Consider the following 14,918-nt stretch of genomic DNA (forward strand, 5'->3'; position numbering starts at 1 on the left):
CCGGAGCCCCCGGCCCCCGGACCCGGCGGCACGGCGCCGACACCCTCCGCACCCGGAGCCGTGAGGCGGCAATCCCCGTGCGGGACAAGGCAGTCGGCGTCCCTCGGACCTTCAGTGTCGCCGCGCGCGGCGCACGGTCAGGACGGCCACGTCGTCCTGCTGGCCGCCGTGCCCGGCGAACGTGCGGGCGTCCTCGTGCAGGGCCTGCGGCAGCTCGGTGGGGGAGAAGTCGACGTAGTTCGTCAGACGTTCGTCGACCGGGTAGAACGTGCCGTCGGCGGAGCGCGTCTCGGTGAGGCCGTCCGTGCTCAGCAGCAGCGTCGCGCCGGTGGGGAAGTCGAACCAGCCGACGGTCGTGGGCTCGGCGGCGAGCTCGGCCAGGCCGAGGGGGACACCCGCCTCCAGATCGAGGGCGCTGACCTTGCCGTCGTACAGGACGTACGGCAGGACATGCCCGCAGTTGACGGCCTGCACCTCCATCTCCGCGTCGACGCCGACGACGAGCGCGGTGACGAAGCGTTCGTCGTCACCGGTGTGCGTGGCGTAGGAGTTGTGCCGTACGACCGCCGCGTCGAGGGCGTCCACCAGCGCGGTGAGGGTGGGCTCGCGGTAGGCGGCCTCGCGGAAGGCGCCGATGACGGCGAACGCGGCGCCCACGGCGGTCAGCCCCTTGCCCTGCACGTCCCCGATCAGCACCCGGGTACCGAACGGCGACTCGACGACGTCGTAGATGTCGCCGCCGACCAGCCGGTCCTCCTGGAGCGGCTCGTACACGCCGTTGACCAGCACGTCGTCGGTGATCAGCGGGAGGGGGTGCAGGATGTGCCGCTGCATGGCCGCGGCGGTGGACCGCAGCCGCAGCATCGCCTCCTCGCGCCTGATCCGCCGGTGGCAGCCGTAGACCGAGGTCGCGGCGAGGCCCACGGTGAACAGGATCAGCAGGAGGCGGTCGAACCAGTGGCCCGCGTCGCGGTCCCGCAGCAGCACGCTCGCGGTGACGACGACCGTGGTCCACACCGCGACGAACGTCGTCTGGCGGACCGTGCCCAGCGCCGAGGCCGCGCCCGGCAGGAACACCAGGAGCCCCAGGAGCCACACCTCGGAGCCGGACAGCGCGCCGAGGACCTCCACGAGGACGGTCACGGACACCACCCCGACGACCACCTCGGCATCGCCCGGGGGCTCGATGGCGTCGAAGGCGTCGCCGGGTCTCTTACGACGGCTACCGGTCATGCGTGCTCCCGGGCAGGTGGTGATCTCCTCCTACGGTATGCAGCCTTGCTGTGACCCGCTCAGCCGCCCCGCCGATCAGCGCGGCAAGTCCTCGGGGCGGCGGCGGGCGCCCCGGGCCCCGTGGAGCCGCGCTCCGCTCCCGGAACCAGGACGGGCCTCAGCCCTCGTACTCCCGCAGCTTGCGGTACAGCGTCGCCCGGCCGATGCCCAGGGCCGCCGCCGCGCGGGACTTGTTGCCGCCGTGGCGGTGCAGGGTCTCGAGGATCGTGGCGCGCTCGGCGTGCTCCATCGGGCTGAGCGGGCGGACGGCGGGGCCCTCCCGCAGGGAGTCGGGCAGCTCGGCCCGGCGGATCGGCCCGGAGGCCCGCCGGTGCTCCGCCAACGCCTGCACCACATGGGCCAGTTCGGTGACGTTCCCGGGCCACGGGTGCTGTTCGAGCGCGCGCAGGGCGTCCAGGGTCCAGGTCAGCGGAGGACGGCCCGGCGCGGGGCGCGGGGCGAGGGCCGCCAGCAACTCCCTGATGTCCTCGGTGCGTTCGCGCAGCGGCGGCAGGGTGACCGAGCGGGCGGCCAGTTTGTCGAGGAGCCGCTGGAGGCACGGGCCGGGCGGGGTGCCGGGGGTGTGGGTGACCAGGAGCCGGGCGTCCGGGTGCGCGTCGAGCAGGGAGTTCAGCGCGGCCACGGCGGGCTGCGTCAGCCGTTCGGCGTGCCGCAGGAGCAGCGGACCCCGCGCGGCCCACTGCGCCAACTCCCCTTCGAGTGCGCCGTCTTCGGCCGCGTCGACGATGCGGACGGGCGAGCGGCCGAGCAACTCACGGGCCAGCGCGGTCTTGCCCGTTCCGCGCTCACCGGTCAGCAGGACGGGCTCGGGCGAGCGGGTCAGTCCGGCGGCGCGGTCCACGGCGTACCGCCAGGGGAGCGAGGAACCGGCCAGGGCGGGGAGGGGGCGTGGCCGGGGCCGCGGTGTGTGCTCGTCCCGCGCCTCCAGGACGGCCACGATGCCCAGGACCGCCCCGTCCTGCCGCACCACGTCGATCCGGGCCGTGCACCCGGCGTCCTCGGGCAGTGCGGCCGCCGGCGGTGTGTCCGCGTGCCGTGCCGTCACCGCCGTACGCTCAAGAGCCCGCAGCACTTCCTCGGTCGCCAGCCGTTCCGCCGCCGCGCTGAGCAGACGGTTGCGGCCGTCCAGCGCGGCCACCGCGCGGTCGTCGCCGCGTACGGCCCGCAAGTAGGCGTCGAGGAGCAGCTGTTCGGGGCGTCCCGCCCGGGCGAGCAGTTCGGCCTCCACCGCGGTGGCCGCGGCCTCGGCGAGCGCCGCCTGCGGATGCGGCGGGCGGCCGCCGCACAGGTGCGAGGCGACGGTGAGCGTGCCGAGCGCGTGGCCGCTCTTCGGCGCGAGCACCGGGACGCTGACGGCGGACACGTCCTGCCACACGTCGAGGAAGTGCTCGGGTCCGTGCACCTCGGCCCGGCGCCGGGTGCGCAGCGCGAGGGCCGCGCTGTTGTGGCCGACCTCCTGCTCCGACAGTCCGGGGCACAGGGGCAGTCCGGGGGCCCCGCCGGACGTCCACAGCACCCGCAGTCGCGCGTCGGTGAGGACGAGGACCGAGCGGCCGGGGCCCAGGGCGGGGGCGATCCGTTCGAGCACCGGCCGGGCGGCGTCGAGCAGGAGGGACTCGCCGGGCCGGGGCACCGGCGCGGCGGGCTCCTTCAGGTCGTGCGGCACACCGAAGAACCGCGCCCGCCGCCACGCCGCGAGCACCTCCTCCGGAACCCCGTCGGGCACCGGGTGCCCGGACAGGAAGTGCTCCCGCGCCACTCCCAGCGGCGGGAGGGCGTGGACTGCGGGGGAGGGCTCTGTGGTGGTCACGACGAACCCACCGTAGCGGGTTCGGTTGAACGCGCAACGACTGCCCCGTTCGGCGGGCGGATCCCGGCCGGGGGAGGCGGAGGCCGATGCGGCAGGAACCTCGCCGACGGAGGCGATGCAGCCGAAACCCCGGAGGCGCAGCCGGGCCCCGGCCGCCGGAGGCAGATGTATCGAATTGAGACACCCGCACACCGCCCCGCCCCACCATGATCAAGACTGTCCGCCGTCCGTGAGCCCCGCCAGGAGCGCCCCGTGTCCACCGTCGTCGAGACCGACGTCCTGATCGTAGGCAGCGGGCCGGCCGGAGCCTCGGCCGCGCTCGCCCTGAGCACCTACGGCGTCCCCAACATCGTCGTCACCCGCTACGCGAGCCTCGCCGACACCCCCCGCGCGCACATCACCAACCAGCGCACGATGGAGGTGCTCCGCGACCTCGGCGTGGAGCAGGAGGTGATCGCGCAGGCGACCCCGCAGCACCTGATGGGCAACACGACCTTCTGCACCAGCCTGGCCGGCGAGGAACTCGGCCGGGTGCGTTCCTGGGGCAACGACCCGCTCGTCCAGGCCGCCCACGAACTCGCCAGCCCCACCCGCATGTGCGACATGCCCCAGCACCTCATGGAGCCGGTCCTGGTCGACGCGGCCGTCGCCCGCGGCACGGCCCTGCGCTTCCAGACCGAGTACCTCTCCCACACCCAGGACGCCGATGGCGTGACGGCCTCCGTCCGGGACCGGCTGCGCGGGGACACGTACGAGATCCGCGCGAAGTACCTGATCGGCGCCGACGGCGGCCGCTCCAGGGTCGCCGAGGACGCCGGGCTGCCGATGGGCGGCCAGATGGGCGTGGCCGGCAGCATCAACATCGTCTTCGAGGCCGACCTGAGCAAGTACACGGCCCACCGCCCCTCCACCCTCTACTGGGTCCTCGCCCCGGGCGCCACCGTCGGCGGCATCGGCGCGGGCCTGGTGCGCTGCGTACGGCCGTGGAACGAGTGGCTGATCGTGTGGGGGTACGACGTCACGGCGGGCGCCCCCGACCTCACCACGGAGTACGCCGAGTCCGTCGTACGGCAGCTGGTCGGCGACGACGAGATCCCGGTGACCATCAAGTCGTCCTCCGCCTGGACCGTCAACGAGATGTACGCCGAGACGTACTCCCACGGCCGGGTCTTCTGCGCCGGAGACGCCACCCACCGCCACCCGCCGTCCAACGGCCTCGGCTCCAACACCTCCATCCAGGACTCCTACAACCTCGCCTGGAAGCTCAAGCTCGTCCTCGACGGCACCGCCGCCCCGAAGCTCCTCGACACCTACACCGCCGAACGCGCCCCGATCGGCAGGCAGGTCGTCACCCGCGCCAACCAGTCCATCGGCGAGACCGCCCCGATCTTCGAGGCCCTCGACGGCCTCTCCCCGCAGACCCCCGAGCAGCTGTGGGCCAACATCGCCGCCCGCAAGGACGCCACCGAGGCCGCCGAGAAGCAGCGGGCGAAGCTGCGCGAGGCCATCGCCTTCAAGGTCTACGAGTTCAACGCGCACGGCGTCGACCTCAACCAGCGCTACGCCTCGGACGCGATCGTCCCCGACGGCACTCCCGCGGAGACCTTCGCCCGCGACCCCGAACTCCACCACCAGCCCACCTCCCGCCCCGGCGCCCGCATCCCGCACGCCTGGCTCACCTCGGGCACGCGGACGGTGTCCACCCTGGACACCGTCGGCAAGGGCCGCTTCACCCTCCTCACCGGCATCGGCGGCGAGGGCTGGCTGCGGGCCGCCGAGGCACAGGACCTCGACATCGCCACCGTCGTCGTCGGGCCCGGACAGCAGTACGAGGACCCGTACGGCGACTGGGCGCGGCTCAGCGAGATCTCCGACGCGGGCGCCCTGCTCGTACGGCCCGACGGGTTCGTGGCCTTCCGGCACGCGACCGCCGCCCCCGACGCCGAAGCACTTCTCTCCGACGCGCTGCGTCGCATCCTCGGACCCGCCTGAGACGCGCGACCATGGAAGAACCCGCACGTCGACGAGGAGGAACCGGGATGACCACGGACGCGATCGGGGCCGGTGTCACCGAGGAGGCCGTCGCCGGCCTCCGGCGGACGGCCGACCCCCGCCTGCGCGAGCTGCTCACGGGCCTCATCGGCCATCTGCACGACTTCGTGCGCGAGAGCCGGCTCACCCAGCAGGAGTGGGAGCAGGCGATCGCCTTCCTGACGGCGACCGGACAGAAGTGCACCGAGACCCGGCAGGAGTTCATCCTCCTCTCGGACGTCCTCGGCGTCTCCATGCTCGTCGAGACGATCAACGGCGACCGCGTGCAGGGCGCCACCGAGTCCACCGTGCTCGGCCCCTTCCACATGACCGAGTCGCCCGTCCGGGAACTCGGCGACGACATCGACCTGGTGGGCGGCGCCGAGCCCTGCGTGGTCAGCGGCCGGGTCCGCTCCGCGGACGGCACCCCGCTGCCCGGCGCGGTCCTCGACGTGTGGCAGGCCGACGACCAGGGCTTCTACGACGTCCAGCAGCCCGATGAACAGCCCGCGGGCAACGGACGCGGACTGTTCACCGCCGACACCGAGGGCCGTTTCTGGTTCCGCACCTGTGTCCCGGCGCCCTACCCGATCCCCACCGACGGCCCGGTCGGCGACCTGCTCCGCGCGACCGGTCGACACCCCTACCGGCCCGCCCACATCCACTTCATCGTGAGCGCCGAGGGGCACGTCCCCGTCACCACGCACATCTTCGTCGCGGGCAGCGACTACCTCGACTCCGACGCCGTCTTCGCCGTGAAGCAGAGCCTGGTGCAGGACTTCGCCACGACCGACGACCCGTCCCTGGCCGCGGAGTTCGGCATGCCGAACCCGTTCCGGCACGCCCGCTTCGACCTCGTCCTGGAGCCCAACGCATGACGTACCTGGGCGACTTCACCCACGAGAGCCGCCCCGGCCGGGTCGTCTTCCGGCCCGGCGCCGCCGTGACCGCCACCCCAGCCGAGGCCGAACACCTGGGCCTGCGGCGGCTGTTGGTGGTGTGCGGCAGCCGGGGCGAGTCCGTCGCACGGGCGGTCGCGGACGCGCTCGGCGACCGCTGTGCCGGGCTGCACGCGGAGGCCCGGATGCACGTCCCCGTCGAGGACGCCGACCGGGCCGAGGCGGCGGCACGAGCGGTGGACGCGGACGGGGTCGTCGCGGTCGGCGGCGGCTCCTCCATCGGCCTCGGCAAGGCGATCGCCCTGCGCACCGCACTGCCCCTGATCGCCGTGCCGTCGACCTACTCGGGCTCCGAGATGACCCCCGTCTGGGGCCTCACGGAGGCCGGGGTCAAGCGCACCGGCCGCGATCCGAAGGTCCAGCCCCGCAGTGTCGTCTACGACCCCGAGCTGACCGTCTCCCTGCCGGTGCCCCTGACCGTGACCAGCGGCGTCAACGCCCTCGCGCACGCCGTCGAGGCCCTCTACGCCCCCGACACCTCCCCGCTGATCGCGCTGATGGCCGAGGAGGGCGTACGGGCGATGGCCGAGGCGCTCCCGCTGCTCGCCGCGCGGCCCGCGGACCTGGACGCGCGGGGCCGGGCCCTGTACGGGGCGTGGCTGTGCGGGGCCTGCCTCGGGTCCACCACCATGGGCCTGCACCACAAGCTCTGCCACGTCCTCGGCGGCACCTTCGGCCTGCCGCACGCCGAGACCCACACGGTCGTCCTGCCGCACGCCCTCGCCTACAACGCCCCCGCCGTTCCCGGGGCGTTGTCCGTGCTGAGCCGGGCACTCGACGCAGACGACCCGTCACACGCCCTGTGGGACCTGGCCGGACGCCTCGGCGCTCCGCGCTCCCTCGCCGAACTCGGCCTGAAGAAGACCGACGTGGCCGAGGCGGCCGCACAGGTGGCGGGGCAGCCGTACGCCAATCCGCGTCCCGTGACGACGGACGGCGTGCGGGCGGTGCTCCAGGCGGCCTTCGAGGGCCGCCGGCCGTGAGTCCCGCAGCAGAACAGCACGTCCCCTAGGAAAGGTGAACATCATGGCCCTCGCACTCCTCAGGCGCCGGCGGTCCAAGGCTGCCCTTGCCGAGGCGGCGGGCCTCTCCGTCCCCCTCCCGCAAGGCGCGGGCGCCGTGGCCCGTGAGATCGTCGACCCGATGGGCTCGCCCATGGGAGGCGCCGACGTCACCGTCACCGCCCTGGACACCCACCGCGTCGCGGCGCGCGGGACGACCGACCCCTACGGCTACTTCGTCGCCGTACTCCCGCCCGGCCGCTACAGCCTGATGGCCGCGGCCGAGGGGCTCCAGCCGCACCGCGAGACCGTCGAGGTCGGGCCCACCGGGTCGGCACCCGCCGAGCGGGTCTGGCTCCAGCCCGCCCAGGCACTCCAACTCCCCACGCCCGGCGTCTGGTTGTTCGATCCGCCGCACACCGCGATCCGTTTCATCGCCAAGCACGTCGGCATGGCGCACGTGCACGGCCGCTTCGAGCGCTTCGAGGGCGGGATCCAGGTCGCGCAGGACATGTCCCAGTCCCGGGTCCAGGTCCGCATCGACGCCTCCAGCATCACCACCGGCAACACCACCCGCGACAACCACCTGCGCTCCGGAGACTTCCTCGACGTCGAACGCTTCCCGCACATCGACTTCGTCAGCACCCGCTTCGCCTACCGCGGCGGCAGCAAGTGGACCCTCCAGGGCACCCTGACCATGCACGGCGTGAGCCGCTCGGTCGCCCTGGACACCACCTATCTGGGCACGGTCAACGGCGGCTACGGCGAGGAACTGCGCTGCGCGGCCCTCGCCACGGCGGAACTGCACCGCGAGGACTACACCCTCAACTGGCGGTCCATGCTGGCCCGGGGCATCGCGGTCGTCGGCCCCACGGTCCAGCTGGAACTCGACGTCCAGGCCATGTACCGCACCCACGACACGCCGACCCCGCCGGAGTAGACGCGCAGGTCAGCGGGCATTGTCGGACCCGGTCGGTACCGTCGGCGCATGAGAGCCAACGGAACATTCAGCGTCAAAGCGTTCGTGCCGACCGAGCTGAAGCCGGAGCCGCCGGTCGTCACCGGGCTCCCGGTCGGCGTCGCGACGATCGAGAAGCACTTCGAGGGCGAGGTCGCCGGCCGTGCGGCGACCTTGTTCACCGCCGCCTACGACCAGGAGTCCGGCGTCGGCACCTATGTGGCCATGGAGTCCTTCGAGGGCTCCCTGCACAACCGGTCCGGCGCCTTCAACTTCGTGCACTCGGCGACGACCTCCGGCAGCGACCGCAGCGCGGAGTTCTTCCACATCGTCCCCGCCAGCGGCACCGGCGACCTGGCGGGCATCTCCGGCACCGGCGGCCTCGCGGTCGACGCCGACGGCACCCACCGCATCTGGCTGGACTACGAGTTGGGCGCCGGGGACGCCTGAGTGGGACAACTTCACGGAAAGCTCACAGGACCCGGCTGACACTTGAGGTTTCAAACGTTACGCTCGCCGTCATCCGAGTGCTCGGGGGAGCGGCTGGTCCGTCAAGGCACTCCTCCCCCCACGGTTTCAGGAGACTCGGTGAGTGACGGCGACGTAGTGGTGATCGGTGGCGGATATGCGGGCGTCCGGCTCGCCAAACGGCTGGACCCCACGGCGCGGGTCACCCTGGTGGACCGCAAGGAGGTCTTCTTCCACCGCATCTCCTCCCTGCGCGCCGGTGTGCGCAGGGAGTGGACGGTGACCCCGTTCATCCCGTACGACCGGCTGCTGCGCCACGGCCGGGTCGTCGTCGGCAAGGCGGTCACCATCGACACCGCCGAACGGCGGGTGCTGCTGGCCGACGGGACGCGGCTGCCGTACGACGTGGTGGTGATCGCGACCGGCGCCGACTATCCGGCACCGGCCCGGTTCGGCGGGACCACCACCGAGGAGGCGGTGAAGACCTTCAACGAGCACCAGCAGAAGATCGCCTTCGCCGAGCACATCCTCGTGGTCGGCGGCGGACCCTCGGGCGTCGAGCTCAGCGCCGAGATCCGGCTGGCCCGGCCGGACGTCCGGGTCACGCTCGCGCACTCCGGTCCCGCGCTGCTGAGCAACACCGGCAGCGAGCGGGCCGGACGCAGGGCGCTCGCCTGGCTGGAGGCCCACGACGTGGAGATCCGGCTGAACTCCTTCATGTCGCCGGGCAACGACTTCGGCACCTACCGCGAAGCCCACGGAGACGTCATCTCCGCCGACCTCTCCTTCTGGGCCACCGGCACCACGCCCAACACGCTCTGGCTGCGCCTCGCCGGACACGGCGACTGGCTGAACCCGTCCGGGCATGTGAAGGTCGACCGGGCGCTGCGGGCCGAGGGGCACCTGGACGTCTTCGCGGTCGGCGACGTCAACGACGCCAGCGAGCTGAAGATCACCCCGGCCGCGCTCGCCCAGGCGGACCTCGCCGCCTGGAACATCCGCGCCCACCTGAACAGTTCGGGCCGCCACCGCAAGGAGCCCCGCTTCTATCGACCCATCCACCGCACCCCACTGATCGTCCCCTTCGGCCCGGCCGACGGCGTGACGATGCTCCCGGTGCCGGGCGGCGAGACGGCGGTCCTCGGCGGCCGCACCACCACTTTGGCCAAGGCGAAGACCCTCATGACGCCGTACATGCGACGCCAACTCGGCTACACCGCCGCGTGATCGCTGCCGCTGACCTCGACGGCGCCCCCGGGCCGGACCTTCCGACACGGCCACGGTGAGCGGCGTCGGGGTGTTCCGGGGTGTGGTGATGTGGAGCGGCCTCGGGGTGTTCCGGCGTGTGGTGCTGTGGAGCGGCCTCGGGGTGTTCCAGCGCGTGGTGCTGCGGACCGCCTCGGGGTGTTGCGGGGTGTGGTGTTGTGGAGCGGCCTCGGGGTGTTCCGGTGTGTGGTGCTGCGGAGCGGCCTCGGGGCGTTTCGGTGTGTGGTGCTGTGGAGCGGCTCAGGGGCGTCCGGCGTGTGGTGATGCCGAGTCGCTCCGGGCTCCCGGCGTGCGGCGGCGGGGACCGGTATGCGGGTGGTTTCGGCGGGTGGTCGTGTGGGGGCGCGTGCAGGTGTTCCGGTGCGCGAAGGCGCCGACCCTGACCCGAGCTTCCCGGCCGCCGGCGATGCCGACCCGCCCCGAGCCTCTCGGCCGGCGGCGAGGCCGTGCGGCGCCAGGCGTCCCGGGGCGCGGCGATGGCGGTCCGCCCCCTGCCCTCCGGTGTACGCCGATGCCGGGCCACGCCCCCGCCCCCGGCGTGGTGGCGCTCGCCGGAGGCGGGTGAGTGGCGGGCGCGGGCGGCTGACCGGCCCGTCATGGCGCAGGTCACCGGCAACTGCCCAGGGGCGCAGGGAACTGCGCGACCAGCCACCACCTGCCCGCAGCCGCCCTGCAACCGGAACCGGCGGGCCCCGGTCGGCACGAGGCCGTGGCTCTCACGCGTGCAGCACGTGCTGGGCCGGTCTCACCAGGCCCGACTCGTAGGCGAAGACGACCGCCTGGACCCGGCCGCGGGCGCCGATCTTGGTGAGGATGTTGCTGACGTGGGACTTCACCGTGGTCGGCGCGATGGAGAGCCGGTCGGCGATCTCGGAGTTGGAGTCGCCGGAGGCGACCGCGGCGAGCACGTCGCGCTCGCGTCCCGTGAGGCTGCCCAGCCGGTTGCCCGGCGCCGGACCGTCCAGGGCCCGCTGGTTGCGGACGGCGTCGATGAGCGCGCGGGTCAGCCCGGGGGAGACGACGACGTCACCGGCAGCCACGACCCGGACGGCCGCGACGAGTTCCTCCGCGGTGGCCCCCTCGGGCAGATGCCCGGCGGCCCCGGCGCGCAGGGCGGCGTAGGGGGAGGTGTCGTCGTCCGCGGTGAGCAGCAGGACGTGCGGGGCGGCCCCGTCCGGAACGTGGGCGATGCGGCGCACCGTCTCCGCGGTGTCCGCGTCGCCGCTACGGCCGTCCAGCAGGACGACGTCCGGCCGGAGCAGGGCGCTGAGCCGGACCGTCTCGGGTCCCGGTGCCGCCTCGCCGACCACGGTCAGATCGGGCTGCGACTCCAGGAGCATACGGAGGCCGACACGCTGAAGTGCCTGGCCGGTGGCGATGAGGATGCTGGTCATGGCGTGCGTGCTCCATCCTCGCCCAGCGGGCAATCGTGCTAAACGAAACCGTTTCGTTCTCGTGGAATCAGCCTAGCCCCGCGGCTATCGAAACGGGAGCGTATCGATTGTGGGGTGGCTCACATTCCGCTTCGGTTTACCCCGGCCCCGCTACTGCCCGGACACACGCAACATGGGCAACCCGAGAGCCCCCGGCGGCGACTCCCCAGTGAAATCCCACCCCCACGAAGGGAGTTCACTCCATGCGCACCCGTCTCGTGCGTCTCGTCACCGTCCTGGCCACCCTGCTCGCGGCGTTCGCCGGCCCCGCCGTCACCGCGACCCCCGCGCAGGCGGCGGACACCTGGAACCCGCCCGCGAACCTCGTCCAGCCCCTGGGCGAGGTGTGGAACCACGTCGAGTCGACCTACGGCAACCTCTACGGCTTCCGCAACTACGGCTGGGACCAGGTCGTCGCGAACAAGGGCAGCGTCAACTACTGCGTCCGCTGGGAGTCCGACGCCCCCGTCAGCGCCGCCCTGCGCGACCAGGTCCACGCGGCGCTCAAGAAGCAGTTCGGCAAGTGGATGGCGGCCATGCTCGACAACGGCACCGGCACCAACGCCTGGCCCTACACCACCGTCCCCGTCAACATCGTCGGCTGGGCGGTGAAGAACCGCTCCACCCTCCAGTGGACCGACAACTCGGTCGACATCTACGCCGGAAACCTCGACTCCGGCGGCGCCCCGCAGTGCGCCCCCGACTGCGGCCGCTTCTTCCACCAGGACGGCAACTACTCGAAGTGCCCCGGCGGTGCGGCCCGCCACTACGACCAGTCGCTCTGGCTCACCAAGGGCTTCCAGGGCGGCGCCGGCGGGGACTGGGGCCAGCGCGTCGGCCAGGAGTACTTCACCGGGGCCCTCACCCATGAGAACATCCACATCTATCTCCACGAGGTCGGCCACACCTTCGGCCTCGACGACTTCTACGACTGGACCCCGACCGGCCAGTGCTGCTTCCTCATGAAGGCGGGCAGTGCGACCCAGATCACCGAGTTCGACAAGTGGATGCTGCGTGACTTCTGGCGCCACCTGAAGAGCCGGTACGGCTACTGATCCGTCGCGTACGAACTTCCATCGCGTGAGAAGCATTGACGCGGTCCGGAGGAAGGTGTCACTGTCTTGACTACGTAGTCATGCAGCTGGGCGGCTCAGTCGAGACGTTGTATGACTACGTAGTCGAAAAGGAGAGCAGATGACGACACCCGCCTCCCGCCGTCCTCGCCGCGGCCCCGGCATGACCGAGGTCGCGCGCGCCGCCGGTGTCTCCCAGAAGACCGTGTCGCGGGTCGTCAACGGCGAACCGCACGTCAGCCCGGAGGTGCGCGACCGCGTGCTCCGGGCTGTGGAGGAGCTGGGCTACCGCCCGAACAACGCGGCGCGCGCCCTGCTCCTCGGCCGCTACCGGCGGATCGGCGTGGTCTCGCTCGGCAGCGCGCTCTACGGCCCCGCCACCCTGCTCCTCGCCCTGGAGCGGGCCATGCACCGCAAGGGATACGCCTTCACCCTGGCCGGCACCCTGGAGGGACAGCCGGTCCAGGTCGCCGTGGAGGCGCTCCTGGAGCAGGGTGTGGACGGCGTCGTCCTGTCCGAGCCGATCGACGACGGGACACCCCTGCGCCTCAGCGCGGACGTACCGGTGGTCAGCCTCGGCGAAGGCGTCGAGGTCGGCCACGGCAACAGCGCCGTCGTCGGCGCCGACGGGGTCGCGGCCGCCCGGACCGCCACCGAGCACCTGCTCGCCCTGGGACACCGCACCGTCTGGCACATCCCGGGACCACACGACTGGTGGGCCGCCCGCGACCGCGCCCGCGGTTGGCGCGAGGCCCTCGCCGCCGCCGGTGCCCCCGAACCCCCGCTGCCGGTCGAGGGCGACTGGAGCCCCGCCTCCGGCTACACGGCCGGCCGTCAGCTCGCCCAGCTCTCCGACGTCACCGCCGTGTTCGCCGCCAACGACGACATGGCCATCGGCGCGCTGCGGGCCTTCGCCGAGGCGGGCCGGTCGGTCCCCGGTGACGTCAGCGTCGTCGGCTTCGACGACATCCCCGCCGCCGCCTATCTCGCCCCGCCCCTGACCACCGTCCGCCAGGACTTCACCGCGGTCGCCGACCGGGCCGTCGACGTGCTCATCGCCATGATCGAGGACAGACCCGTCCCGGCCGAACACACGCCCACCGCCACCGAGTTGACCGTACGGGCCTCCAGCGGCCCGGTACGCGAACCCGCACCACCCCTTCGCTGAACCGTCGGCGCGACGGCCCGCGGCGCACCCCGCCCCGGGCCCGCTCCGCCCTGCCCGCGCGTGCCGCCAGGGACGGCCGCACCCGCGCTCCCCGTAGCCGCACCACGTGAGGAGTCACGTGTGTTCCCCGCACCCCCGACCCGCCGCACCCTGCTGCGCGGCGCCCTAGGCCTGGGCACCGCCGCCGCCCTCACCGCCTGCGGCGCCGGCACCACCACCGTCCGCACCTCCGGAGACGTGACCCTGTCCCTGTGGACCCACGACCCCGGCTACGAGGCCTTCTTCCGCAAGGGCATCCCGGAGGCCGACCGGCTCACCGACTTCCGCTACCACCTCGACGTCACCCGCGCGGGACCCGCCGACCTCGTCACCAAGCTCCTCGCCCAGGCCGTCGCCGGCCGCGGCACCCCCGACACGATCGGCTTCGAGATCGGCAGCTTCCCCCGCATGCTGCGCGGTGACATCGCGCCGCGCCTCCTGCACGACCTGACCCCCGACATCGCCGGCGTCCCCGGCCTGAAGGACGACCTGCTGCCCGCCCGCCTCGCCCCCTACAGCAAGGACGGCGGCCTCTACGCACTCGACTCCGACACCCCGATGGTCGTCTACTACTACCGCGACGACTTGTTCTCGAAGTGGAACCTCCCCACGGACACCGCCACGTGGGAGGAGTACGCCGAACTCGGTGCCCGCGTGCACCAGGACCACGGGGCCTCCCTCTGTGTCGTCTCCACGGTCGGCAGCGACGCCGGACAGGTCGTCCAGTCCTTCCAGATGCTGCTCTACCAGCGCGGCGGCGCCTTCTTCGACGCCGACGGAGACCTGGTCCTCGACTCACCGGAGGCCGAGGAGACCCTGCGGTTCCTGTGCGACGGGCTGCGCACCGGCTTCGTCATCGACATCTCCGACTACTACGGGGCGGCCATGCAGACCGCCCTGAAGACGAACAAGGTCGCGGGGCTGCCCATGGCGATCTGGTACAAGAACTACGGCCTGCTCCCCAACGTGCCCGAGCAGAAGGGCAGATGGCGGGTCCGGGGCCTGCCCCGGTTCACGAGGGGCGGCGGAGTGACCGCGGCCCTCGGCGGCACCGGATTCGGTGTCGTCAAGGACAAGGCGAACACCGAGGCCGCCGTCGACTTCCTGCTCAACACCTGGCTCACCCACGAAGGCCAGGTCCGCCGCTTCACCGAGACCGGCTATCTGCCCACCCGCCGCTCCGTGTACGAGGACCCGGCCCTCAACGCCACGAAGGACGCCTTCTGCGGCGGACAGCAACTCTTCAGGCTCTACCGGTCGTTGCTGCCCGACGTCCCCGCCTTCTACCAGAGCCCCGACCAGTCGATCCTCTTCGACGTCCTCGCGGGCAACCTCCTGCGCGCCTACCGCGGTGACGTCAGCCCACGCCAGGCGCTCAAGCAGACCGCGGCCGACTACCGCGACCAGGCCGGACGTTAG

At 72.7% G+C, this 14,918-nt stretch carries 12 protein-coding genes; 9 read left to right on the forward strand and 3 right to left on the reverse strand.

Annotated elements, in window-relative coordinates:
• Positions 1–111: 111 nt before the first annotated feature.
• Both AC2XR2_RS39875 and AC2XR2_RS39880 read right to left on the reverse strand, forming a co-directional pair.
• Entirely contained in the window at positions 112–1,233 is a 1,122-nt protein-coding gene (locus tag AC2XR2_RS39875) for a PP2C family protein-serine/threonine phosphatase (protein ID WP_330262710.1), read from the reverse strand.
• Positions 1,234–1,390: 157 nt separating this feature from the next.
• A complete protein-coding gene (locus AC2XR2_RS39880) occupies positions 1,391–3,103 on the reverse strand; it encodes a sigma-54-dependent Fis family transcriptional regulator (RefSeq protein WP_491517787.1) in 1,713 nt (570 codons plus the stop codon).
• 252 nt (positions 3,104–3,355) lie between these two features.
• On the opposite strand from AC2XR2_RS39880, the gene AC2XR2_RS39885 reads away from it, so the two are divergent.
• From AC2XR2_RS39885 to AC2XR2_RS39910, 6 genes are all read left to right on the forward strand, one after another.
• Positions 3,356–5,095: an FAD-dependent oxidoreductase gene (locus tag AC2XR2_RS39885; RefSeq protein ID WP_381296937.1), complete on the forward strand. Its 1,740-nt coding sequence runs from the start codon at positions 3,356–3,358 to the stop codon at positions 5,093–5,095.
• Positions 5,096–5,142: 47 nt separating this feature from the next.
• Positions 5,143–6,012 (forward strand): intradiol ring-cleavage dioxygenase, encoded by an 870-nt coding sequence (locus AC2XR2_RS39890; RefSeq protein WP_491517788.1) that lies wholly within the window; start codon positions 5,143–5,145, stop codon positions 6,010–6,012.
• Complete coding sequence (locus AC2XR2_RS39895) at positions 6,009–7,076, forward strand: maleylacetate reductase (RefSeq protein WP_491517789.1); 1,068 nt, start codon at positions 6,009–6,011, stop codon at positions 7,074–7,076. The genes AC2XR2_RS39890 and AC2XR2_RS39895 overlap by 4 nt, the downstream gene beginning before the upstream one ends.
• A gap of 43 nt (positions 7,077–7,119) precedes the next feature.
• Positions 7,120–8,034, forward strand: coding sequence for a YceI family protein (locus AC2XR2_RS39900; RefSeq protein WP_381296931.1), 915 nt, complete (start codon positions 7,120–7,122; stop codon positions 8,032–8,034).
• Between the two features lie 48 nt (positions 8,035–8,082).
• Complete coding sequence (locus tag AC2XR2_RS39905; protein WP_491517790.1) at positions 8,083–8,502, forward strand: DUF3224 domain-containing protein; 420 nt, start codon at positions 8,083–8,085, stop codon at positions 8,500–8,502.
• 138 nt (positions 8,503–8,640) lie between these two features.
• Entirely contained in the window at positions 8,641–9,747 is a 1,107-nt protein-coding gene (locus AC2XR2_RS39910; RefSeq protein ID WP_330262703.1) for an NAD(P)/FAD-dependent oxidoreductase, read from the forward strand.
• A gap of 755 nt (positions 9,748–10,502) precedes the next feature.
• Here the strand turns inward: AC2XR2_RS39910 and AC2XR2_RS39915 are convergent.
• Positions 10,503–11,180 carry a LuxR C-terminal-related transcriptional regulator gene (locus AC2XR2_RS39915; RefSeq protein WP_449350299.1) on the reverse strand — a complete coding sequence of 226 codons (678 nt, stop codon included), beginning with the start codon at positions 11,178–11,180 and terminating at the stop codon, positions 10,503–10,505.
• A gap of 242 nt (positions 11,181–11,422) precedes the next feature.
• Between AC2XR2_RS39915 and AC2XR2_RS39920 the strand changes: the two genes are divergently transcribed.
• The 3 genes from AC2XR2_RS39920 (at position 11,423) to AC2XR2_RS39930 (ending at position 14,918) form a co-directional block, all read left to right on the forward strand.
• A complete protein-coding gene (locus tag AC2XR2_RS39920) occupies positions 11,423–12,274 on the forward strand; it encodes a hypothetical protein (RefSeq protein ID WP_491517791.1) in 852 nt (283 codons plus the stop codon).
• A 139-nt stretch (positions 12,275–12,413) separates the two neighbouring features.
• Entirely contained in the window at positions 12,414–13,460 is a 1,047-nt protein-coding gene (locus AC2XR2_RS39925) for a LacI family DNA-binding transcriptional regulator (protein ID WP_491517792.1), read from the forward strand.
• A 120-nt stretch (positions 13,461–13,580) separates the two neighbouring features.
• Positions 13,581–14,918 (forward strand): ABC transporter substrate-binding protein, encoded by a 1,338-nt coding sequence (locus tag AC2XR2_RS39930; RefSeq protein ID WP_491517793.1) that lies wholly within the window; start codon positions 13,581–13,583, stop codon positions 14,916–14,918.

Source organism: Streptomyces sp. LS-MS-L19, from assembly GCF_058382285.1.